Origin of the sequence: Sphingomonas larreae, assembly GCF_051400595.1 — a bacterium.
Lineage (GTDB): Bacteria > Pseudomonadota > Alphaproteobacteria > Sphingomonadales > Sphingomonadaceae > Sphingomonas.
In genome coordinates this window covers 1,555,565-1,578,075 of record NZ_JBLFFI010000001.1, presented here as the reverse complement: position 1 = coordinate 1,578,075, position 22,511 = coordinate 1,555,565, and the positions used below count along the sequence as shown (strand labels likewise).

At 70.0% G+C, this 22,511-nt stretch carries 23 protein-coding genes; 13 read left to right on the top strand and 10 right to left on the bottom strand.

Annotated features, from left to right (window positions below):
* Positions 1-158 precede the first annotated feature (158 nt).
* The 7 genes from ACMGDM_RS07225 (at position 159) to ACMGDM_RS07195 (ending at position 10,194) form a co-directional block, all read left to right on the top strand.
* Complete coding sequence (locus ACMGDM_RS07225; protein ID WP_436803414.1) at positions 159-644, top strand: ubiquinol-cytochrome C chaperone family protein; 486 nt, start codon at positions 159-161, stop codon at positions 642-644.
* Positions 641-1,177: a YceD family protein gene (locus ACMGDM_RS07220; RefSeq protein WP_436803413.1), complete on the top strand. Its 537-nt coding sequence runs from the start codon at positions 641-643 to the stop codon at positions 1,175-1,177. Before ACMGDM_RS07225 ends, ACMGDM_RS07220 begins: the two co-directional genes overlap by 4 nt.
* Positions 1,178-1,692: 515 nt before the next feature.
* Positions 1,693-2,949 (top strand): efflux RND transporter periplasmic adaptor subunit, encoded by a 1,257-nt coding sequence (locus ACMGDM_RS07215; RefSeq protein WP_436803412.1) that lies wholly within the window; start codon positions 1,693-1,695, stop codon positions 2,947-2,949.
* Positions 2,950-3,027: 78 nt separating this feature from the next.
* Positions 3,028-6,210 (top strand): efflux RND transporter permease subunit, encoded by a 3,183-nt coding sequence (locus ACMGDM_RS07210; RefSeq protein WP_436803411.1) that lies wholly within the window; start codon positions 3,028-3,030, stop codon positions 6,208-6,210.
* Between the two features lie 26 nt (positions 6,211-6,236).
* Positions 6,237-7,634, top strand: coding sequence for an efflux transporter outer membrane subunit (locus ACMGDM_RS07205; RefSeq protein WP_436803410.1), 1,398 nt, complete (start codon positions 6,237-6,239; stop codon positions 7,632-7,634).
* Between the two features lie 137 nt (positions 7,635-7,771).
* The gene (locus ACMGDM_RS07200; RefSeq protein ID WP_436803409.1) at positions 7,772-8,734 is read left to right on the top strand and encodes an aspartyl protease family protein; all 963 of its coding nucleotides are present in this window, start codon (positions 7,772-7,774) and stop codon (positions 8,732-8,734) included.
* 62 nt (positions 8,735-8,796) lie between these two features.
* Complete coding sequence (locus ACMGDM_RS07195) at positions 8,797-10,194, top strand: M20/M25/M40 family metallo-hydrolase (protein ID WP_436803408.1); 1,398 nt, start codon at positions 8,797-8,799, stop codon at positions 10,192-10,194.
* Between the two features lie 203 nt (positions 10,195-10,397).
* On the opposite strand, the gene ACMGDM_RS07190 is transcribed toward ACMGDM_RS07195, so the two are convergent.
* The 10 genes from ACMGDM_RS07190 to ACMGDM_RS07145 form a co-directional block, all read right to left on the bottom strand.
* On the bottom strand, positions 10,398-11,027 hold the full coding sequence (locus tag ACMGDM_RS07190) for a cell wall hydrolase (protein ID WP_436803407.1): 630 nt from the start codon (positions 11,025-11,027) through the stop codon (positions 10,398-10,400).
* A gap of 171 nt (positions 11,028-11,198) precedes the next feature.
* Complete coding sequence (locus ACMGDM_RS07185) at positions 11,199-11,534, bottom strand: DUF1491 family protein (RefSeq protein WP_436803406.1); 336 nt, start codon at positions 11,532-11,534, stop codon at positions 11,199-11,201.
* Positions 11,531-11,992 (bottom strand): PaaI family thioesterase, encoded by a 462-nt coding sequence (locus ACMGDM_RS07180; RefSeq protein WP_436803405.1) that lies wholly within the window; start codon positions 11,990-11,992, stop codon positions 11,531-11,533. Before ACMGDM_RS07180 ends, ACMGDM_RS07185 begins: the two co-directional genes overlap by 4 nt.
* The gene (locus tag ACMGDM_RS07175) at positions 11,979-12,449 is read right to left on the bottom strand and encodes a PTS sugar transporter subunit IIA (RefSeq protein ID WP_436803404.1); all 471 of its coding nucleotides are present in this window, start codon (positions 12,447-12,449) and stop codon (positions 11,979-11,981) included. Before ACMGDM_RS07175 ends, ACMGDM_RS07180 begins: the two co-directional genes overlap by 14 nt.
* A gap of 29 nt (positions 12,450-12,478) precedes the next feature.
* On the bottom strand, positions 12,479-13,069 hold the full coding sequence (hpf, locus tag ACMGDM_RS07170; RefSeq protein WP_436803403.1) for a ribosome hibernation-promoting factor, HPF/YfiA family: 591 nt from the start codon (positions 13,067-13,069) through the stop codon (positions 12,479-12,481).
* Between the two features lie 55 nt (positions 13,070-13,124).
* Positions 13,125-13,820, bottom strand: a complete 696-nt coding sequence (dnaQ, locus tag ACMGDM_RS07165; protein ID WP_436803402.1) for a DNA polymerase III subunit epsilon — start codon at positions 13,818-13,820, stop codon at positions 13,125-13,127.
* A gap of 8 nt (positions 13,821-13,828) precedes the next feature.
* A complete protein-coding gene (coaE, locus tag ACMGDM_RS07160; protein WP_436803401.1) occupies positions 13,829-14,422 on the bottom strand; it encodes a dephospho-CoA kinase in 594 nt (197 codons plus the stop codon).
* A gap of 7 nt (positions 14,423-14,429) precedes the next feature.
* Positions 14,430-15,245: a shikimate dehydrogenase family protein gene (locus ACMGDM_RS07155; RefSeq protein WP_436803400.1), complete on the bottom strand. Its 816-nt coding sequence runs from the start codon at positions 15,243-15,245 to the stop codon at positions 14,430-14,432.
* Positions 15,242-15,829: a Maf family protein gene (locus ACMGDM_RS07150; RefSeq protein WP_436803399.1), complete on the bottom strand. Its 588-nt coding sequence runs from the start codon at positions 15,827-15,829 to the stop codon at positions 15,242-15,244. The genes ACMGDM_RS07155 and ACMGDM_RS07150 overlap by 4 nt, the downstream gene beginning before the upstream one ends.
* Positions 15,830-15,859: 30 nt before the next feature.
* Positions 15,860-16,690, bottom strand: a complete 831-nt coding sequence (locus tag ACMGDM_RS07145) for a pyruvate, water dikinase regulatory protein (RefSeq protein ID WP_436803398.1) — start codon at positions 16,688-16,690, stop codon at positions 15,860-15,862.
* 320 nt (positions 16,691-17,010) lie between these two features.
* Here ACMGDM_RS07145 and hemE point away from each other — a divergent pair, with 320 nt between their 5' ends.
* The 6 genes from hemE (at position 17,011) to ACMGDM_RS07115 (ending at position 22,468) form a co-directional block, all read left to right on the top strand.
* Complete coding sequence (hemE, locus tag ACMGDM_RS07140; RefSeq protein ID WP_436803397.1) at positions 17,011-18,051, top strand: uroporphyrinogen decarboxylase; 1,041 nt, start codon at positions 17,011-17,013, stop codon at positions 18,049-18,051.
* A gap of 15 nt (positions 18,052-18,066) precedes the next feature.
* A complete protein-coding gene (locus tag ACMGDM_RS07135; RefSeq protein ID WP_436803396.1) occupies positions 18,067-18,522 on the top strand; it encodes a CopD family protein in 456 nt (151 codons plus the stop codon).
* A 154-nt stretch (positions 18,523-18,676) separates the two neighbouring features.
* Entirely contained in the window at positions 18,677-19,933 is a 1,257-nt protein-coding gene (rho, locus tag ACMGDM_RS07130) for a transcription termination factor Rho (protein WP_436803395.1), read from the top strand.
* Between the two features lie 121 nt (positions 19,934-20,054).
* Positions 20,055-20,771 (top strand): TerC family protein, encoded by a 717-nt coding sequence (locus tag ACMGDM_RS07125; RefSeq protein WP_436803639.1) that lies wholly within the window; start codon positions 20,055-20,057, stop codon positions 20,769-20,771.
* A 72-nt stretch (positions 20,772-20,843) separates the two neighbouring features.
* Positions 20,844-21,452: a LolA family protein gene (locus ACMGDM_RS07120; protein ID WP_436803394.1), complete on the top strand. Its 609-nt coding sequence runs from the start codon at positions 20,844-20,846 to the stop codon at positions 21,450-21,452.
* Between the two features lie 233 nt (positions 21,453-21,685).
* A complete protein-coding gene (locus ACMGDM_RS07115; protein ID WP_436803393.1) occupies positions 21,686-22,468 on the top strand; it encodes an exodeoxyribonuclease III in 783 nt (260 codons plus the stop codon).
* Positions 22,469-22,511: the final 43 nt, after the last annotated feature.

The window sequence follows — 22,511 nt, the reverse complement described above, 5'->3', positions numbered from 1 at the left end:
GCGGAAACCCAGCCGCCCCGCACGCGGCACGCGCGCGTGGACATTGCGGCCTCGCGCCTCAATATGCCGCCGCGCGGGGCGAGACAAGCGCTGCGCCGGATGGCTGAGAGGAAGCGCGACAGGTGGGTTGGCTGAGCGGGTGGTGGCGACGAGGCGGGATGCGCGACGAGGCGCTGCCGTTGTACGACGCGGTGGTGGCGCGCGCGCGCCAGCCGCACTGGTATCTTGACGGCGCGGTGCCCGACACGCTGGACGGGCGCTTCGACATGGTCGCCGCGGTGCTGGCGATGGTGCTGCTGCGGCTCGAGCAGGCGCCGGACGGCACCGACGCCTCGGTGCGGCTGACCGAGCGTTTCGTCGACGACATGGACGCGCAGGTGCGCCAGATCGGCTTCGGTGACATGGTCGTCGGCAAGCATGTCGGGAACATGATGGGCATGCTGGGCGGCCGGCTCGGCGCCTATCGCGACGGACTGGCCGCGCCCGGGCAGGACGTCTTCGACGCCGCCCTGGTGCGCAATCTGTACCGCGGCGCGGCGCCCGCACCGGCTGCGCTCGCGCACGTTCGTAACGCGCTCACCGCGCTGCGCCGCGGGCTCGACCCGATCGCCTTGCACGACCTGATGGAAGGACGACTGCCGTGACCACGGAATTCTCGCGTATCGAGCGACTCGACGTGATCGGCGGCGAGGACCGCCGCGTGACGATCGCGGCCGAGCCCGACGAGCGCGCGGCGCTCGCACGCCGCTTTGATCTCGTCGCGGTCGAGCGGCTCGACGCTGATCTTCTGGTGCGCCGCGACGCCGCCGGCGTGCTGGTGCGCGGTACGGTACGGGCGGCGGTGGTGCAGGCCTGTTCGGTAACGGGTGACCCGCTTCCCGCCACCATCGAGGAGCCGGTCGCGCTGCGCTTCATCGCGCCCGGCGAGGGCGCCGACGACGAGATCGAGCTCGGCAGCGACTCGATTGACACGGTGGAGCTCGAGGGCGGCGGGGTCGATCTCGGCGAGACCGCGGCGGAAACGATGGCGCTTGCGCTCGATCCTTTCCCGCGCAGCCCGCGGGCCGAGGCGGTGCTGCGCGCCGCCGGCGTGCTGAGCGAGGAAGAGGCCGGACCGTTCGGCGCGCTCGCCGGGCTGAAGGCCAGACTGGCGAAGGGAAGCGACGAGGCGAACTAAGCGGCTGTGTGCGCGGTGAGCGGGAAGACGGCTCGACCGCTCCTCGGTCGTGGGTCGCAACCATCATCGGCGTGACGCAGCTGCGGCGCTCGACCCGCGGTCGGCCGGCTTACCCACGTGCGATCCATCCCCGGACAAGCACCGCTGCCGGTCGAGGCAAAGAAAACTACCGAGCGGTACAAAAAAGCCGGTTGACCCAGGTCAGGTGGATTTCTATACCAGTCGGTATCGAAACGACGACGGCTGCGTGCCGTCGTGCGATCGACGGAGCCGCCATGGATCCTCTTTTCTTCAACGGATGTGCCGCCGCGTCCTGACCGGAAGCGTCGTCGCTCAACCTCTTTCCCTGCTCGCCGGGCGCCGCGCCCGCGCGCGCGGACACGTCCGTCCTCGTCCGACGCGCGCCTCACCCGCGTCGTCGGATCGCGGCCGGCCGTCCATCGCACAGGACCTCTCGCCATGGCCGATCGCGCCTGCCCGACCGCCCGTCCCCGTTCCACGACGGAGATCCGCCCGTGAACATGCACACCATCATCGACCCCGCCAATGCGGTCGAGGCCGCCCCCGCGTCGCGCCCCAGAACCGCCCGGCGCGCCGCCTGGATCGGCATCCCGCTCGTCGCCGTGATCGGCGCCGCCACGTTGCTCCACCGCGAGCAGCCCGCGGTCGCCGCGCCGCCGGCGCCCACCGTCACCGTCGCCCCGCCGCTGCAGCGCACCGTCGCCGAGTGGGACGGCTATGTCGGCCGCTTCGAGCCGAGCCGCTCGGTCGAGGTGCGCCCGCGCGTCTCGGGTGCGATCAGCGCGGTGCATTTCACCGATGGCGCCACCGTCCGCGCCGGGCAGCTGCTCTTCACCATCGACCAGCGCCCCTTCGCCGCCGCGCTCGCCGAAGCGCAGGCGGGCGTCGCCACTGCGCGTAGCGATTTGCTGCTCGCGCGCGCCAACCTCGATCGCGCCGGTCGGCTCGTCGCCGAGGACGCGGTCTCCAAGGGCGAGCTCGACCAGCTCACCGCGCGCGTCCGCGCCGCCAGCGCGCAGCTCGCCGCCGCCGAGGCGCGGGTTCGTGCGCGCGCGCTCGACATGGAGTTCACCCAGGTGCGCGCGCCGATCGCGGGCCGCGTCTCCGACCGGCGCATCGATCCGGGCAACCTCGTCGCCGGCGGTGACACCAGCGGCACCTTGCTGACCACGATCAACGCGCTCGACCCGATCTATTTCGCCTTCGACGGCTCGGAGGCGCTCTTCCTCAAGAACAAGCGCGCGCGCGCCGCGGGGGTCTCGGCGCCCGAGGTTGACGTGCGGCTCCAGGACGAGGCCGACTATCGCTGGCACGGCCGGCTCGACTTCACCGACAACGGGCTCGACTCGCGCTCGGGCACGATTCGCAGCCGCGCGGTGCTGCGCAACCCGGACCAGTTCCTGACGCCGGGCATGTTCGGCAACATGCGACTCGCCTCGGGCGCAACGACGCGCGCGCTGCTCGTGCCCGACGCCGCGGTGCAGACCGACCAGGCGCGCAAGACGCTGCTGACCATCGGCCCCGACGGTACGGTGACCGCCAAGCCGGTGACGCTCGGCCCGGTGGTCGCCGGGCTGCGCATCGTGCGCAGCGGGCTCGCGGCAAACGATCGCGTAGTGATCAGCGGCACGCAGATGGCGATGCCGGGCACCAAGGTGCAGGTCCGCGCGGGCACGATCGCGCCGGCGCGCGGCGGCGACGCCCCGCCGGGCGCGGCGCCGATAACCGGCGAGGCCACCTTCACCTCCTGATCCCGGCGGCGTCGGCGCCGCCTCCGATCCGCCGCTCCCCAGCGGCCCCCATTCATCCTCGCACTCGGGGAGCCTGCCATGCGCCTCTCGCGCTTCTTCATCAGCCGCCCGATCTTCGCCGGCGTCATCGCGGTGATCATCACCATCGTCGGCGCGATCGCCTACTGGGGCCTCCCCGTCGCGCAATATCCCGACATCGTGCCGCCCACGGTGACGGTCACCGCCAACTATCCCGGCGCCTCGGCCGAGACCGTGGCGGAGACGGTCGCCGCGCCGATCGAGCAGGAGATCAACGGCGTCGACAACATGCTGTACCAGTCGAGCCAGTCGACCGGCGACGGCAACCTGACGATCACCGTCACCTTCAAGATCGGCACCGACCTCGACGCCGCGCAGGTGCTGGTCCAGAACCGCGTCGCCGTGGCGGTGCCGCGGCTACCCGAGGAGGTGCAGCGGCTCGGCGTGGTGACGCGCAAGACCAGCCCCGACTTCCTCATGGTCGTCAACCTGATCTCGCCCGACAAGTCGCTCGATCGCGGCTATATTTCTAACTACGCGCTGACCCAGGTGCGCGACCGCCTCGCGCGTATCGACGGCGTCGGCGACGTCCGCCTGTTCGGCAGCCGCGACTATGCGATGCGGGTGTGGATCGATCCCGGCCGCGCCGCCGCGCTCGACCTGACCGCGGGCGACATCGTCGCGGCGCTGCGCGCGCAGAATGTCCAGGTCGCGGCGGGCTCGCTCGGCCAGCCGCCCTATGGCAACGGCAACGCCTTCCAGCTCAACGTCGAGACCCAGGGCCGGCTGGTCGACCCCAACCAGTTCGCCGACGTGGTGATCCGCACCGACGACAGCGGCCGCCAGGTGCGCGTGCGCGACGTCGCTCGCGTCGAGCTCGGCGCGCAGGACTATAACTCTAACACTTATCTTTCCGGGCAGCCGACCGTGATCGCGGCGGTGTTCCAGCGCCCCGGCTCGAACGCGCTCGCCGCCGCCGAGAAGGTGACCGCCGAGATGGAGGCGATGTCCAAGTCCTTCCCCAAGGGCCTGGAATATCGCGTCATCTACAACCCCACCGAGTTCATCGCCCAGTCGGTCGATGCGGTGATCCACACCCTGTTCGAGGCGATGGTACTCGTCGTGCTCGTCATCCTGGTGTTTCTCCAGAAGTGGCGCGCCGCGATCATCCCGATCGTCGCCATCCCGGTCTCGCTGGTCGGCACCTTCGCCATGCTCGCGGCGGTGGGCTATTCGCTCAACACGCTCTCGCTGTTCGGGCTGGTGCTGGCGATCGGTATCGTCGTCGACGACGCGATCGTCGTGGTCGAGAATGTCGAGCGCAACCTCGAGCAGGGGCTCTCCCCGCTCGAGGCGGCCAAGGTATCGATGGACGAGGTGTCGGGCGCGCTGGTCGCGATCGTGCTGGTGCTGTGCGCGGTGTTCGTGCCGACGCTCTTCCTCACCGGCCTGTCGGGCGCCTTCTACCAGCAGTTCGCGGTGACGATCGCCACCGCCACGGTGATCTCGCTAGTGGTGTCGCTGACGCTCTCGCCCGCGCTCGCCGCGCTGCTGCTGCGCCCGCACGAGTCGCATGAGCCGGGCAATCGCGTCACCCGCGCGCTGGGCGCCGCCGGCGATTCGTTCAACCGGTGGTTCGAGCGGCTGAGCCTGCGCTATGCCAACCTCACCGCCAGGCTGGTGCGCGCGCCCAAGCGGATGATGGCGGTCTATGCCGGGCTGATCGCCGCGACCGTGGCGCTGTTCTGGGCGACGCCGACCGGCTTCATCCCGGCGCAGGACCAGGGCTATTTTCTCACCGTGGTGCAGCTGCCCGCGGGCGCCTCGGTCGAGCGTACCGATGCGGTGGTGCAGAAGGTCGCCAAGCGCATCCTGCCGCTCGCGGGGGTGAAGGGAGTCGTCATGCTCGCGGGCTTCGACGGCCCGTCGCAGACGCTCGCGCCCAACACCGCCGCGGCCTATGTCCCGCTCCAGTCCTTCGCCGAGCGCGAGAAGCTGGGTGTCACCTTTGCCGGCATCATGCAGAAGACGCGCGAGGTCACCGGCGACATCGACGAGGCGCGCATCCTCGTCGTGCCCCCGCCGTTGATCCAGGGTATCGGCTCGGCCGGTGGCTATCGCCTGATGGTACAGGACCGCCAGGGCGCGGGCTATCAGGCGCTCGGCGCGGAGGCGGGCAAACTGATCGGCGCCGCCAACCAGACCGAGGGGCTGGCGCAGGTCTACACCTTCTTCAACACCGCCACGCCGCGCATCTTCGCCGACGTCGACCGCGCCAAGTCGGACCTGCTCGGCGTGCCCCCGGCGCGCGTGTTCGAGGCGCTCCAGGTCTATCTCGGCAGCGCCTTCGTGAACGACTTCAACCTGATCGGCCGGACCTACCGCGTCACCGCCCAGGCCGACGCGCCGTTCCGCTCGACCCCGGCAGACATCGCCAACCTCAAGACCCGCTCGGCCTCGGGCGCGATGGTGCCGATCGGCTCGGTCGCGACCTTCCAGGATCGGACCGGCCCGTATCGCGTGACGCGCTACAACCTCTACCCCGCGGTCGAGGTCGACGGCGACACCGCGCCCGGTTACTCCTCGGGCCGCTCGCTGGTGACGATGGAGAACCTGGCGCACGACACGCTGCCCTCGGGCTATGGCGCCGAGTGGACCGGGATCGCCTTTCAGCAGAAGGCGGCGGGCAACACCGCCGGGATCGTCTTCGCGCTGGCGGTGGTGTTCGTCTTCCTGGTGCTGGCCGCGCAGTACGAGAGCCTGCTGCTGCCGCTCTCGATCGTGCTGATCGTGCCGATGTGCCTGCTCGCCGCGATGGCGGGGGTGAACCTGCGCGGCATGGACAATAATGTGCTGACGCAGATCGGGCTGGTCGTGCTGATCGCGCTCGCCGCCAAGAACGCGATCCTGGTGGTCGAGTTCGCCAAGCAGGCGGAGGAGCGCGACGGCCTCACCCCGGTCGAGGCCGCGGTGCAGGCCGCGCAGGTGCGGCTGCGGCCGATCCTGATGACCAGCTTCGCCTTCATCCTCGGCACCGTGCCGCTGCTGATCGCGACCGGCGCCGGCGCCGAGCTGCGCCAGGCGCTGGGCACCGCGGTGTTCTTCGGGATGATCGGGGTGACCGGCTTCGGGCTGATCTTCACACCCACCTTCTACGTGGTGTGCCGCGCGCTCGGCGCGCGGCTCGCCCGCCGCCGGGCGGCGCGTCCGGACGACGGCGCCGCGCTCCAGCCCGCCGAGTGACTCCTGCTACGGAAACGAGAGAGACGATGATCAAGCATTGGCTCGCCGCCACCGCCACGCTCGCGCTCGCCGCCTGCGCCGCCGGCCCCGACTATCGCGCCCCCGCCACCGCGGCGAGCGCGGCCGCCCCCTTCCTCGGCACCGGCGGCCCGACGCTCGCCGCCGCGCCCGACGATCACTGGTGGCGGCTGTACGACGACCCCGTGCTCAACGGGCTGGTCCAGTCGGCGCTCGCCGCCAACACCGACGTGCGAGTCGCCACCGCGCGGCTCGAGCGCGCGCGCGCGTCGCTCCGCGAGGTCCGCAACGACCGCACCCCGCAGGCGACGCTCGGCGCCAGCGGCACCTATAACCGCTTCTCGCAGGCGCAGCGCCCGCCGGGGGTGAGCGGCGAGACCTGGCTGATCGACGGCGGGCTCGACGTCTCCTACGAGGTCGACCTGTTCGGCCGCGTCTCGCGCGGGGTCGAGGCGGCGCGCGGCGACGTCGCGGCGGCGGCGGCCGACGCCGACGCGGTGCGGGTCGCCGTCGTGGCGGACACCACGCGGGCCTATGCCGACGCCGCCGCAGCGGCGGCGCGGATCGCGGTGGCGGAGCGGATCGTCGCGCTGCTCGACCGCCAGGTCGGCACCACCGAGCGCCGCGCCGAGGCCGGGCTGACCACGCCGCTCGACACCGCGCGGATCGCCGCGCTGCGCGACCAGCGCCGCGCCGACATCCCCTCGCTCGTCGCCGAGCGCCAGGCGGCGCTGTTCCGGCTCGCGACGCTGACCGGGCGCCCCCCCCAGGAGCTGCCCCCCGTCGCGGGCGAGCGCGCCACCGCGCTGCGGATCGAGCAGGCCATCCCGGTCGGCGACGGCGCGGCCCTGCTCGCGCGCCGTCCCGACGTGCGCGCCGCCGAGCGCCGCCTCGCCGCCGCCACCGCGCGGATCGGGGTCGCCACCGCCGACCTCTACCCGCGTATCACCCTGGGCGGTTCGGTCGGGCAGACCAGCACCGGCTTCGGCAATCTGTTCGGCGCGGGGCCGCTCAACTTCCTCATCGGGCCGCTGCTCAACTGGGCGGTAAACCCGGGCAAGGCGCGCGCGCGGGTCGCCGGGGCCGAGGCGGACACGCGCGCCGCGCTCGCGAGCTTCGACGGGACGGTGCTGACCGCGCTGGGCGAGACCGAGACGGCGCTCTCCAATTACGCGCGCGCGCTCGAGCGCCGCGCCGCGCTCCAGCAGGCGCTGAGCCAGGCCGATCGCGCCGCGCGGATCACGCGCGCGCAGCGCCGCGAGGGGCAGATCGACAGCCTGTCGCAGCTCGATGCCGAGCGCACGCTCGCCGACGCCCAGGCCGCGCTGGCGCTGCAGGACCAGCTGGTCGCGGACGCGCAAGTCGATCTGTTCCGCGCGCTCGGGGGCCGCTGGGTTGCGGCCTAGGGCTCCACGTAGCGTACCGCCTGATATTGACGCCATAATCTCGGGCGCTTCGTCGATGTAGCCCGTGCGTGGGATCGGCTGACGAAACGCTTCCCATCGCTCTGGCGCCCTCCCCCAAACGGGCGTAACCTCCGGATATGGAGAGGTTGCTCGCGCTCTTGCTGGGAGGCGCGGCCCTGCCCGCGGCGGCGCAGGTCGGGGTGCCTCCCGCCACGCCCGCCGTCGCCCCGGTCACGCTTCCCGACGACCTCCCCGCCGACCCCGGCGACGAGCTCGCCTTTCTCACCGCCGAAGACCGCATGACCGTTCCCGTCGAGATCGCAGGCGCGGGACCCTTCCCCTTCATCATCGACACCGGCGCGCAACGCAGCGTGATCTCGCGCCAGCTCGCATCGCGCCTCGGCCTTCCCGCAGGGCGCCGCGTCCGCGTCGTCGCGATGGCCGGGGCGAGCGACGTCGACACCGTCATCATCCCCGCCATCTCGGTCAGTCCCCGGCCGGTGGGTCGCGTCGGCGGCGAGCGGATCGAGGCGCCCGCGCTCGAAGCGCGTCACCTCGGCGCGCCGGGCATGCTCGGGATCGATACGCTGCAGGGCCAGGCGGTCACGATCGATTTCGACGCGCAGCGGATGCAGGTCAGGCCGTCGAGCCGGCGCGAGCGACTCAAACGTGAACCCGGCGAGATCGTGATCCAGGCGCGCAGCCTGTTCGGCCAGCTCGTCGTTACCAGCGCCACCATCGCCGGGCGGCGCGTCCGCGTCGTGCTCGACACCGGCACCAGCGTCAGCCTCGGCAATCTGGCGCTGCGCCGCCTGCTTGCCGGGCGGCGGAGCGACAGCACGGTGCTGACCAGCGTACTCGGCGTGGAGATCACCGCCGATTACGCGCTGCTTCCCGAAATGACGCTCGGCCCGGCCAAGATCCGCTCGCTGCCGATCGCCTTCGCCGATGCCGCGCCGTTTCGTGTCTTCGGCATCGACGACAAGCCCGCGCTGATGCTGGGCATGGATGCGCTGCGCCTCTTCCGCCGGGTGCATATCGATTTCGCCAATCGCGAGCTGCGCCTGCTGCTGCCGCGCGACGTGCGAAACCGCGGCTGAGCCCCGTTGCGCCGCATCGGCTTCGCTGCGAGGCTGGTGCCGGACGGGACGAGGGAGGATCGATGCGCGAGATCGGGATCACGGCGGCGCTCGCCGCGCTGCTGGCGGGGACAAGCGCGGGGGCGCAGGCGCGACCGGACGAGAAGGCTTTCTTCGATCTGTATCGCGAGATGGTCGAGACCAACACGGTGGTGAACGTCGGCAGTTGCACCCGGGCGGCGGAGCAGGTCGCCACGCGGCTCAAGCGCGCAGGTTATGCCGAGGGCGACGTGACGCTCTTCTCTACCCCCGAGCATCCGAACGACGGCGGCGTCGTCGCGGTGCTGCACGGCAGCGACGCGACGCTCAAGCCGATGCTGCTGCTCGGCCATCTCGACGTGGTCGCGGCCAAGCGCGAGGACTGGCAGCGCGATCCGTTCAAGCTGGTCGAGGAAGGCGGCTATTATTATGCGCGCGGCGCGGTCGACGACAAGGCGATGGCGGCGATCTGGGCGGATGCGATGGTCCGCTTCCGTCAGCAGGGCTATCGCCCCAAACGCACCATCAAGCTGGCGCTGACCTGCGGCGAGGAGACCACCTACGCGTTCAACGGCGCGCAATGGCTGGCGCAGCATCGCCCCGAACTGATCGCGGCCGAGTTCGCGCTCAACGAGGGTGGTGGCGGACGGCTTGACGCGCAGGGCAAGCGCCAGCTGCTCGCGGTGCAGGTCGGCGAGAAGGCAGCGCAGAACTTCACGCTGCTCGCGACCAACCCGGGCGGACACAGCTCCACGCCGGTGCCCGACAATGCGATCTACGAGCTCGTCGATGCGATCAAGGCGGTGCAGAACTACGAATTCCCGGTGCGCTTCACGGATACGACGCGCGCTTATTTCACCGCCACCGCCCAGCGCGTGGGCGGCGAACAGGCCGGCGCGATCACCCGGCTGCTGGCCGATCCGCAGGATCGCGCGGCCGACGTGATCGTCAGCCGCGACCAGGTGATGCATTCGACGCTGCGGACCACCTGCGTCGCCACCTTGCTCAACGCCGGCCATGCCGAGAACGCGCTGCCGCAGCGCGCCACCGCCAACGTCAACTGCCGCATCTTCCCGGGAGAGACGGTCGACGGCACGCTGGCCAAGCTGCGCGAACTGGCGGGTGCAAAGGTGGCGGTCACGGCCAACCAGCCGATCCGCCCCACCGCGGTGCCCCCGACGCTCGACCCCAAGATCATCGCCCCGATGGAAGCGCTGGCGCGGCAGCACTTCCCCGGGGTGCCGCTGCTGCCGACGATGTCGACCGGCGCGACCGACGGCGTGTTCCTCGAGGCGATCGGCATCCCGGTCTATGGCGTGCCCGGCACGTTCCTCGATCCCGACTTCAACGGCGTTCATGGTCTCAACGAGCGCATCCGGGTGGCGTCGCTCTACGCCGCGCGCGACTATCTGTTCGACCTCGCGAAGGCTTATGCGGACTGAGCGTCGCCGGGCAGAACCTCCACGACACCGACACGTCATTCCGGCGCAGGTCGGGGTCCGACTCGGAGGCCGCGGTGAGACCCGCAACCGTTCCGTAGCCGGACCCCGGCCTGCGCCGGGGAGACGATGCTATCGGGGCTGACGTGGCCCGATCAGCCAGGTGCGAAGAACACTTACCCGATCACGGGCGGGCGCCGCAGCGCTCAGCGGAAGAAAACGTGATTGCCGATCGACGCGACGCGCACGCCGGCGGCGCGGGCAGCGCTGCGATGGTGGAAATAGAGCGCGTCCGACGCGTCGGTCTCCCAGGCGTCCTTCATCGCCACCTTGGCGACCGCCATCGCGGTGCGCCAGTCGTCGTTCGACGGCGCCGCGGGCATGCGACCACCGCGCACGAAGGAGAACTGGCCCTTCTGGGTGATGACGTCGCACACGCTGCCGCCGAAGCGGCGCGACTTGGTGCGGTTGAGGATCACCTCGGCGACCGCGAGCTGACCGCTCAGCGGCTCGCCGCGTGACTCGAAATAGATCGCGCCGGCGAGGCAGCGCATGTCCTCGTCGGTGCTCGACGGGATCGACTGATCCGCGACTGCCGCGGCGAGGGTGGGGTAAGCGATCTGATCGTCCGCCTGATCGGCAGCGCTCGGATCGAGGAACGGGTCGGCGCTCTGCGCCGGCGCCACGAGGGTCGCGGCCGTATCGGCGATCTGGCCCGCGGTGATGCCCGGAAGCGTCGGCACTTCGGCGGCGAGGCCGGGCGCGCTCTGGAGGGCCAGCGAGATGATCGAGGCAGTGAACGCTGCGAAAGCGGCAGCGCGGGAACCTAAGGGCATTCCACGTCTTGTCTATGCGGTGGGTACGCGGAAACGATCGCTGAATCAGCGTTAGCTGCTCATGGACCGTCCGGGTGCCCCCCCGACTGCGTCACCGTTCGGGATCGCACCCCGCATCGGCACAACGCCTGTTGTCGATCAGGACGGGCTACGGTCGGGAGGTTAACAGCGTCAATCAACCAGCATCGTTTCAGCGACGAACCGTTCGGCCGCCGGGATGTCCAGTTCAATCACCCACAGATCGGGGTCACGGCGCCGCCGCAATTGCCAATAATCCTCGATCGTGGCCGAATCGGACTCGCCCGGTCCTGCGGGCACCAGCACGTCGCGGTCGTCGAGCCCGCGCATCCGCTCCAGCGCCCGCATGCCGCGGCCCTCGCAGAGCAGCAGCAGCACCGCGCCGGCCTGTGCTTCGCCGGTGGCGCGCACCACGCCCAGCCCGCCGGCATCGTTGACGCGGCGGAGCAGCGCGGTCACCGCGATATGCGTCGGCAGCCGCGCGCTCACGCCGCGCTCGCCGCATAGCCGGGCAGCGTCGCCAGCGCGATGCGCGAGCGCATGAAGGTGCCGGTGCCGCGCGCGACCTCCTCGCCGTCCTCCGCCACCAGCCGCGCCTCGGCGACGAACACGCGGCGCTGCCCGCTGACCCAGCGCCCCTCCGCCACCACCGGCCCCTCGCCCAGTGGACGGGTGAGCAGCAGGCTGAACTGGGTGGTCAGCAGGAAGCGGTCGGTCACCAGACTGTTGCAAGCGTAGAAAGCGGCGTCGTCGAGCATCTTGAAGTAGCTCGTTCCATGCGCCGCCCCCGCGGCATGGAAGTGGCGCCGGTCGACCCGGAAGTGGATCCGCGCCACCCCCGGTGCGGCGATCTCGAGCCGCGACTCGAACAGCCGGTTGATCGGCGCCGCGGCATAGAGCGATTCGAGCGCACGATGATGCGCGGCAGCTCCCTCAGGCGGCGTCACGCGTTTCGTCCGCGGTGAGCAAGGCGTAGATTGCGTCGGGCGAGGCGGCGCCGCGCAACTTCGCGACCAGCGTGCGGTCACGGAAGCGCCGCGCGACGCGCGCCAGCGCCTTGAGATGCTCGCCCCCGGCGTGCGGCGGCGACAGCATTGCCGCCACCACATCCACTGCGACATCGTCGACCGCGGCGAACGCGATCGGGTGCGCCAGCCGCGCCACCACCAGCGCGACCCGCCGCATGCCGGGAAGCCGCGCGTGCGGGATCGCCACCCCGCCGCCGAAGCCGGTCGATCCTTCCTTCTCGCGCGCCGCGAGCGCCTCCGCGATCGCGCGCGGCTCCAGCCCCAGCATCGGCGCGGCAAGCGCGCCGATCTGGGTGAACAACGCCTTCTTCGACGCCGCGGGCATTCCCACAGCGACGAGCTCGGGCGCGAGCAGGTCGCTCAGATCGCTGGCCATCGTCTCGTTCGGTCGATCCGCTGCGCGCCTCAGCCGGCGCGCTGCGGCTCGACCCAGCCGATCGTGCCGTCACCGCGGCGGTACACCATGTTGTACGATCCCGTGCCCGCATTGCGGAACAGCAGCGCCTGGGTGTTGCGCAGGTCGAGCATCATCACCGCATCGGAGACGCTCGCCTCGGGCACGTCGACGCGGGTCTCCGCGATCACCAGCGGCGCGTCGCCCGCCTCCTCCTCGTCGGCCGTTTCGGCGAACAGGGTGTAACCGGCATTGTCATAGCCGGTGCGGTCCTGCTCAGCCTCGACCGCGGCATGCGCCGGGGTACGGTCCTTGAGCCGGCGGACATAGCGGCGCAGCTGCTTCTCGATCTTCTCCGCCGCGCCATCGAACGAAAGATGCGCGTCATGCGCGTCGTGACGCCCCTTGAGCACCAGCCCGCGCGTCACGTGCGCGACGATGTCGCAGGTGAAGCCATTGTCGTGCGGCCCCTTGCCGAAGGTGGTCTCGGCCGAGATCGCGCGCGCAAAATATTTATCAGCGATACCCTGGAGCCGGTCCTGCACATGGGCCTTCAGCGCGTCGCCGATCGCCACCTGGTGACCTGATACCCGGATATCCATCAATCGTCTCCTTCGTTGCGCCGGCAAGCCCCCGGCACCGGCGGTTCACTGTGCGTCATCCGGACGCCGCGGCCCCCCACAGGGGTTCGTTGACCCCTTTCAGAAACGCGGCGTGGGCTGCCAGTTCCGCCGGACTCGCCGAAAAGAGCCGCGGCGGGCGCGCGCGCACCGCTGTGGTGGCCGTCTCCGTCGTCGGCGCGGCGACGACGATCGGCTCGCTGACCAGCCCCAGCCCGATCTGGCGCCCGCCCTGCAGCTCGACATAGACCTGCGCCAGCAGCTGCGCGTCGAGCAGCGCGCCGTGAAGCACGCGATGCGAGCGATCGATGCCATAGCGGCTGCACAGCGCGTCGAGCGTGTGCTTGGCGCCGGGATGGCGGGTGCGCGCCAGCTGGAGCGTGTCGACCATGCGCGAGCGGCACACCGCGCTGCGGCCGCAACGCTCGAGCTCGCCGTTAAGGAAGGAGAAGTCGAACCCGGCATTGTGCGCGATCAGCGGCGCGTCGCCGAGGAACTCGAGCAGCGGCTCGACCCCGGCGGCGAACACCGGATGCTGGCACAGGAAGTCGATCCGCAGGCCGTGCACCCGCGCGGCTTCCTCGGGCATGTCGCGCTCGGGGTGGAAATAGGCGTGGAAGGTGCGCCCGGTCTCACAGCGGTTGAACAGCTCGACGCAGCCGATTTCCACCATTCGGTCGCCGCCGGCGAAGCTCAGCCCCGTGGTCTCGGTATCGAAGACGATCTCACGCATGGGTAGCGTTATCGGCCCGCCGCGGCGCGCGCGCAAGCGATCAGGCGCAGCACCGCGGCGCGCGTCTCGGCCAGCGGCACGTCGGTCGCGATCACCATGTCGGCGCGCGCACGCTTCTCGGCGTCGGGCAACTGGCGCGCGAGGATCGACTCATATTTCGCCACGGTCATGCCGGGGCGTGCGAGCGTGCGCGCGCGCTGCACCGCCGGTGCGGCGGACACCACCGCGACCTGATCCACCGCGGCATCGCCACCGGTCTCGAACAGCAGCGGCACATCGAGCACCACCAGCGCTGCGTCGGCGTGCCGTGCGAGAAAGGCGGCGCGTTCGGCCGCGACCGCGGGGTGAACGATCGCTTCCAGATCGCGCAGCCCCGCCGCATCGCCCAGCACGGCGGCACCGAGCGCGGCACGATCGACTCCGTCGCGGCCGGTGGTGCCGGGAAAGCGCGCTGCGATCGCCGCGACCAGCGCCCCGCCCGGTCCCTGCAGGCGGTGCACCACGGCGTCAGCGTCGAACACCGGGACGCCGGCCTCGGCAAACATGCGCGCAACCGTCGACTTGCCCATCCCGATCGAGCCGGTGAGCCCGAGCACGATCATCGCGCGCTCACGCCAGCAGCAGGTCGCGCAGAACGTCGTCCTGATCGCGCGGCGGCGCGGCGCCGAAGAACAGCTCGAAGGCGAGCGCGGCCTGGCCGATCAGCATCTCCAGCCCGTCGACCATGTCGAGCCCGCGTGCCCGTGCGGCGGCGAGCAGCGGCGTCTCGAGCGGGGCGTAGACGATGTCATAGACGATCGCGTCCTCGGGCAGCGGGTCTAGGTCGAGCGCGAGCGGCGGCTGCCCCGTCATCCCAAGCGCGCTGGTGTTGACCAGCAGCGCGGTATCGGGCCGCAGCCGCGCGTCGAGCGGCAGCGCATCGCCCTTGAGCCCGAAGCGCGCGAGCAGCGCGGCGCCCTTCAGCGGGGTGCGGTTGAGCAGGGTCACCCGCCCCACCCCCACCTTCGACAGCGCGAACAGCACCGCGCGCGCCGCGCCGCCCGCCCCCACCACCGTCACCGACGCGCCGGCGAGGTCGAGGTCCGCGATCGGCGAGAGGAAGCCGGCGGCGTCGGTATTGGTCGCGGCGAGCTGGCCTGCGTCGTCGCGGAACACGGTATTGATCGCGCCGATCGTATCGCGCACGCCACCGGGATCGGGGACATGATCGAGCGCCGCCACCTTGTGCGGCACGGTGACGTTGCAGCCGCGCCAGGCGGGATCGTCCGCGCGCGACGCGAAATAGCCCGCGAGCCCGGCGGGGTCGACGCGGGTGGCCCGGTAATCGCCCTCCAGCTTCAGTCGCTCGAGCCAGAAGCGATGGATCAGCGGCGACTTGGAATGCGCGATCGGGTCGCCGATCACCTCGGCATAGGGGGTCGTCATGTCGGCAGCACCTCGCGCGTGCGGAGATAATCGAGCACCGGGAGCAGCGGCATGCCGAGCACGGTGAACTGGCTGCCCGACACCTTGGCGAAGAGCTGCACCCCCGGCCCCTCGATCCGATAACAGCCGACGCAGCCCGCGATCGTCGGCCATTCGGCGTCGAGATAGGTCTCGATGAACGAGTCGGACAGCCGCCGCACGACGATCCGCGCCGCATCGACGACACGCCACACCGCCCCGCCATTCTCCGCGATCACCGCGGCGCTGACCAGATCATGGTGCCGCCCCGACATGCGACGGAGATGGTCGCGCGCCTCCTCGCGCGTCGTCGGCTTGTCGAGCACGCTGCCGTCGTCGAGCACCGCGAGGCTGTCAGACCCGAGCACCAGCGCGCCGGGGTGCCGCGCGGACACCTTGAGCGCCTTGAGCTCGGCGAGCGCGTCGGCGAGGTCACGCGGGCGCGCGCGCGGCATCGCGGCCTTGAGCGCGGCCTCGTCGGCGTGCGCCGGCTCGGCGGTGAACGGCACGCCCGCGGCGGACAGCATGGCGGTGCGCGAGGCGCTCTGCGAGGCGAGGATCAGCATGAGAAGATCAACATGGGAGAATTTGTCGGCTCAGTCGACCGGCCGCGCGGCGGTGCCGCGCCGGTCGTTGACCAGCGCGATGATCGCCGCCGCGGTCTCCTCGATCGAGCGCCGCGTTACGTCGATGACGGGCCAGCCATTGTCGGCGAAGATGCGGCGCGCGAAGGCGATCTCGCGCGCCACCGCGTCCTGGTCGACATAATCGGTCTCGGGTGCCTGGTTGAGCGAGAGCAGCCGGTTGCGCCGCACCTGGATCAGCCGGTCGGCACTGGTGGTCAGCCCGACGATCAGCGGATGCTCGAGCGCGAACAGCGAGGCGGGCGGCGGGCTCTCCACCACGATCGGGATGTTGGCGGTCTTGTAGCCGCGGTTGGCGAGATAGATCGAGGTCGGCGTCTTGGATGAGCGGCTCACCCCGGCGAGCAGGATGTCGGCCTCTTCCCACTCCTCGTGCGCAATCCCGTCGTCGTGCGCGATGGTAAACTGGATTGCGTCGACGCGGGCGAAATAGGCCGCGTCGAGCACGTGCTGGCGCCCCGGGCGCGCCTTGGCCTGCTGGCCGAGCAGCATCGACAACGCGTCGTTGACCGGATCGAGCGGCGCCACCGTCGGCAGGCCGAGCGCGCGGCAGCGGTTCTCCAGCGCGGTGCGGGTCACCGGGTTGACCAGCGTGAACACGACCAGACCGGGGTTCTGCGCGATCTCCTGGAGGATGCGATCGAGGTGCATCTCGGTCCGTACCATCGGCCAGAAATGCCGCACCGTCTCGACGTCGTCATATTGTGCCAGCGCCGCCTTGGCGATGTTCTCCAGCGTCTCGCCGGTAGAGTCGGAGAGAAGATGGAGGTGAAGGCGCACCATCCTCAGCCGCCTGGGGATCGAACTGTGGACAACATGGGGACGCGCGCTAGCGCAACTCGCCCGCGCCGCCAAGCGAGCGCCGCGGCCGTGGATGAATCCGATTCCATCCACAATATCGTCCGCAGCCGCGATGTTCCTCCACAGCCTGTGGATAGCGGGGACAAACAGCTGCGAATCCCTGACTCCGCGTCAGACTCCTGCCGTCAAGCTGTTGGCATTTCCGGTGACGGCGGATTAAGCCACCGCAACCCACGCGCCATCCGCATCAACAACCTTCTTCGAGATTCTATTATCTGAAGGGGGCGAGGACGATCTCACACGTGCCCACTCCTCCGACCGAGTCCGCCAAACCGCTGTTGCGTACGCTCCGGGGCGAGCGGCAGGAGCGCCCGCCCCTGTGGCTCATGCGCCAGGCCGGGCGGTACCTGCCTGAGTATCGCGACCTTCGCGCCGAGAAGGGCGGCTTCCTCGCGCTCGCGACCGATCCCGAGGCCGCCGCGGAGGTGACGCTCCAGCCGATCCGCCGCTTCGGCTTCGACGGCGCGATCCTCTTCTCCGACATCCTGATGGTGCCCTGGGCGCTCGGCCAGGAGCTCAGCTTCGGCGCCGGCGAGGGGCCGCGGCTCGCGCCTCCGCTGGTCGCCGCCGCGCTGGCGTCGCTGGAGGCAGTGCCCACCCGGCTCGATCCGGTCTATGCCACGGTACGCCGGGTCGCCGCCGCATTGCCCCCTGCTACCACCTTCCTCGGCTTCGCTGGCTCACCCTGGACCGTGGCGACCTATATGGTCGCGGGCCAGGGCAGCCGCGATCAGGAAGAGACCCGGCTCTTCGCCTATCGCGATCCCGCGGCGTTCGCGGCGATCATTGACGCGGTGGTCGCGCTGACGATCGACTATCTCGCCGCCCAGCTCGACGCCGGGGTCGAGGCGGTGCAGCTGTTCGACAGCTGGGCGGGCAGCCTCTCCCCAGAGCAGTTCGAGCGCTGGGTGATTGCGCCCAACCGCGCCATCGTCGACGGCTTGCGGGCGCGGCGCCCGGGCGCGACGATCATCGGCTTTCCCAAGGGGGCGGGCGGCAAGCTCCTCGTCTATGCCGCGGGCACCGCCGTCGATGCGATCGGATTGGACGAGACGGTCGATCCTGTCTGGGCCGACCGCGTGCTGCCGCCCGGGCTGCCGGTGCAGGGCAACCTCGATCCGCTCGCGCTGCGCGTCGGCGGCGCCGCGCTCGACCGCGGCATCGACCGCGTCCTCGCCGCCTTTCCCGAGCGGCCGCATGTCTTCAACCTGGGCCACGGCATCGGCCAGCACACCCCGGTGGCGCACGTCGAGCATCTGGTCGCGCGCCTCCGCGACGCCTAAGGGCAGGACATGAACATGGCGGGATTCCTCGGCGCGACCTATGACTGGGTGAAGGCGGCGCATCTCATCTTCGTGATCTTCTGGATGGCGGGCATGTTCATGCTGCCGCGCTACCTCGTCTATCACCAGGAGGGGCTAGCGGACCCGGCCGAGGCGGCGCGCTGGGTCGAGCGCGAGGGCAAGCTGCGCGCGATCATCCTCACGCCCGCGATGATCCTGGTGTGGATCCTCGGCATCGCGCTCGCGCTCAATGCCGGCATCGCCGATGGCACGCCCGGTCTCGGCTGGCTTCACGCCAAGATCGCGCTGGTCGTGCTGCTCTCGGGCTATCACGGCTGGGCGATCGGCTATGCGCGCAAGCTCGCCGCCGGCCGCGCCACCCTCTCCAATCGCGCGCTGCGGCTGGTCAACGAGGTGCCCGCGGTCGCCGCGGTGCTGATCGTCATCCTGGTGATCGTGAAGCCGTTCTGAGATCGTGCACCGGCTTGACTAAGCCGCGGCCGACTCTTACCTCGCGGTCACGGCGTGACCGGTCCCGGTCTCCTGCCTCCTCTACAGCTTCGTATCTCGAGCGTATTTGCCGGCCGAGCTTCCCCCCACTCCCGAGCACATCGGACACGTCTACATGCATCTCAAGGATTTGAAGAAGAAGGCCCCGGCCGACCTCGTGCAGCTCGCCGAGGAGCTCGGGGTCGAGGGCGCGTCGACGCTGCGCAAGCAGGATCTGATGTTCGCCATTCTCAAGGTCCAGGCCGAGAACGGCGAGCAGATCATGGGCGAGGGCACGATCGAGGTGCTGCCCGACGGCTTCGGCTTCCTCCGCTCGGCGCAGGCCAATTATCTCGCCGGCCCGGACGACATTTACGTCAGCCCCAACCAGGTGCGGAAGCACGGCCTGCGTACGGGCGACACGGTCGAGGGCGAGATCCGTGGCCCCAAGGACGGCGAGCGCTATTTCGCGCTGGTGAAGATCATGCAGGTCAATTTCGAAGACCCGGATCGCGTTCGCCACCGCGTCAACTTCGACAATCTGACCCCGCTCTATCCGGACGAGCGGCTCAAGATGGAGATCGAGGACCCGACGATCAAAGACAAGTCGGGCCGTGTGCTCGACGTCGTCGTCCCGATCGGCAAGGGGCAGCGCTGCCTGATCGTCGCCCCGCCGCGCGTCGGCAAGACGATCATGATGCAGAACATCGCGCGCGCGATTAGCCACAACCATCCCGAGGTGTTCCTGCTGGTGCTGCTCATCGACGAGCGCCCGGAGGAAGTCACCGACATGTCGCGCACGGTGATCGGCGAGGTGGTCTCCTCCACCTTCGACGAGCCGGCGACGCGCCACGTGCAGGTCGCCGAGATGGTGATCGAGAAGGCCAAGCGCCTGGTCGAGCACAAGAAGGACGTGGTGATCCTGCTCGACAACATCACCCGCCTCGGCCGCGCCTACAACACCGTGGTGCCCTCGTCGGGCAAGGTGCTCACCGGCGGCGTCGATGCCAACGCGCTGCAACGGCCCAAGCGCTTCTTCGGCGCCGCCCGCAACATCGAGGAGGGCGGCAGCCTCACCATCATTTCGACCTCGCTGATCGATACCGGCAGCCGCATGGACGAGGTGATCTTCGAGGAGTTCAAGGGCACCGGCAACGCCGAGATCGTGCTGGACCGCAAGGTCGCCGACAAGCGCATCTTCCCCGCGATTGACGTCGGCAAGTCCGGCACGCGCAAGGAGGAGCTGCTGGTCGAGAAGGACAAGCTCAGCAAGATGTGGGTGCTGCGCCGCATCCTGATGCAGATGGGCACGGTTGACGCGATGGAGTTCCTGCTCGGCAAGATGAAGGACTCCAAGACCAACGACGATTTCTTCGACTCGATGAACCAGTGACGCGCGCCGGCCGGGTCGCGGCGCCCGCGGGCCGAGGACGGTAACTTTTTCCGGGCGGCGCGTTGTCATGGCGTGCCGCCCGTTCGTTTTTTTGGGGAGTGACGTTGTGAGCCTGATCGCCATGCTGGCCGCCGCGGGGGCGGCCGCAACGCCCCAGGGACCAGGCTCGCTGGGCGATATCTGGCAGCATATCGTCGCCGACTTCTCCAATCTGGGCGATCCCGCCGCACTCGCCGCGTTCGGCTCGGTGCTGATGATCGACCTCGTGCTCGCCGGCGACAACGCGATCGTGGTCGGCGCGCTCGCCGCGGGGCTGCCGTCGGACCAGCGCAAGAAGGTGATCCTGATCGGCATCGGCGCCGCGCTGGTGCTGCGCATCTTCTTCGCGCTGATCGTCACCTGGCTGATGGGGATCGTCGGGCTGATCTTCGCGGGCGGGCTGCTGCTGCTGTGGGTCAGCTGGAAGTTCTGGCGCGAGATCCGCGCCGGCGGTCACCAGCCCGACGCGGAGGGCAACGGCGACGCCGCGGTGGCGCCCGCACGCAGCTTCGTCGGCGCCGCCTGGGCGGTCGCGGTGGCGGACGTGTCGATGAGCCTCGACAACGTCCTGGCCGTGGCAGGGGCCGCGCGCGAGCATCCCGGCATCCTCGTCGTCGGCCTGCTGCTGTCGGTTGCGCTGATGGGGCTGGCGGCCAACGTCATCGCGCGGATCATCGATCGTTACCGCTGGATCGCCTATGTCGGTCTGGCGGTGATCCTCTTCGTGGCGGGCAAGATGATCTACGAGGGCTGGGTCGGTGCCGAGAACACGCCGGGAATCGCCTCGCTGCTCGGCTGAGCGGATCGCGCCGGGTTCACGGCGCGTTCAACGCCGCCACGGCAGCACGGCCGCGATGATCACGGAGTGACGATGCGAACTTTCCTCCTGCCGTTGGCGGCGATTGCGGTGGTAGCCGCGCCGGCGAGCGCGCAGCGCAACGACCTTGCCACGGTGCAGCGGTTTCTGACCGCGGCCGAGACGATGACCGCCAATTTCAGCCAGACCGACCGCAACGGTCGCGTGCTGACCGGCGTGCTGACGCTCAAGAAGCCGGGCAAGATCCGCTTCCAATATGAGAAGGGCGTGCCGCTGCTCATCGTGAGCGATGGCAAGGCGTTCACCTTCATCGATTATTCGGTGAAGCAGGTGCAGCGCTGGCCGATCGGCAACTCGCCCCTGGGCGTGCTGATCGATCCCAGCCGGGACATCTCGCGCTACGCCAAGGTCGTTCCCTCGCCCAATCCGGACGTGCTGTCGGTTGAGGCGAACGATCCCAAGCACCCCGAGTTCGGACGAATCACCATGGTGTTCGCGCGCGACTCAGCGGCGCCGGCGGGGCTGATGCTGCAGGGCTGGGTCGCGCTCGACAGCCAGGGCAACCGCACCACCGTCCGGCTCAGCGCGCAGAAATTCAACGTGCCGGTGAGCGACAACAGCTTCCGCTGGACCGATCCGCGGCGGCAGGGGCGCAGCGGCTGACATTTTCTACAATCCGTTCATCTGAGTGACAGCTTCTCTGTCCTACAAGAGGGTCATGGGGGCGGACGCCTCGGGGATTTTCCCCCTGTTGCCCTGAGCCCTTCTCCCCCATGTGCGTGATGAACGCTGTGTCGGCCCTCGCTCCATGCCCCCGGAGCGGGGGCCTTTCACGTTCGGCGGCGGCCGAGCGTCGACGCTTTGCGCCGCGGCGGTGACGTTCTATGTCGCGCGGCGTGAAGATCGTCTCCTGGAACATCAACTCCGTTCGCTTCCGCCTCGACATCGTCGAGCGTTTCCTGCGCGAGGCCGCGCCCGACATCCTGTGTCTGCAGGAAACCAAGGTGATCGACGCCGACTTCCCGGTCGCCGGGTTCCGCGCGCTCGGCTACGACCATGTTCTGCTCAACGGGCAGCGGATGCATCATGGCGTCGCGATCATCAGCCGCGTGCCGATCGAGGCGGACGAGCGGCTCGACTGGCAGGCCAATCGCGAGGCACGCCATCTCGGTGTCCGGCTGCCCGGCGGCGTGCGGCTCGAGAATGTCTATGTCCCCGCGGGCGGTGACGTGCCCGATCGCGAGGTGAATCCGAAGTTCGGCCAGAAGCTCGATTTCGTTGAGCGGATGACGCGCTGGTCCGAGACGCTCGACGTGCCCACCATCCTCACCGGCGACTTCAACATCGCGCCGCTGCCGAGCGACGTGTGGAGCCACAAGGCGCTGCTCAAGGTGGTAAGCCATACCCCGATCGAGGTCGAGGCGCTGGAGCGGCTGCGCGCCTCGAACGACTGGGTTGATCTCGGACGCCATTTCCATCCCGCGCCGGCACGGCTCCACACCTGGTGGAGCTATCGCTCGCCCGACTGGACCAAGAACGACCGGGGCCGCCGGCTCGACCATATGTGGGCCACCGCCGACGTCGCGCGCACCGCGACGTCCCACACCGTGTTCGAGCCGTGCCGCAGCTGGCTCAAGCCGAGCGACCACGTCCCGATCATGACCGAGTTCGCCTGGTGAGCCAGGCCGGCGCGGATCCGCGCGACGCCGCGCGCGCGATCGA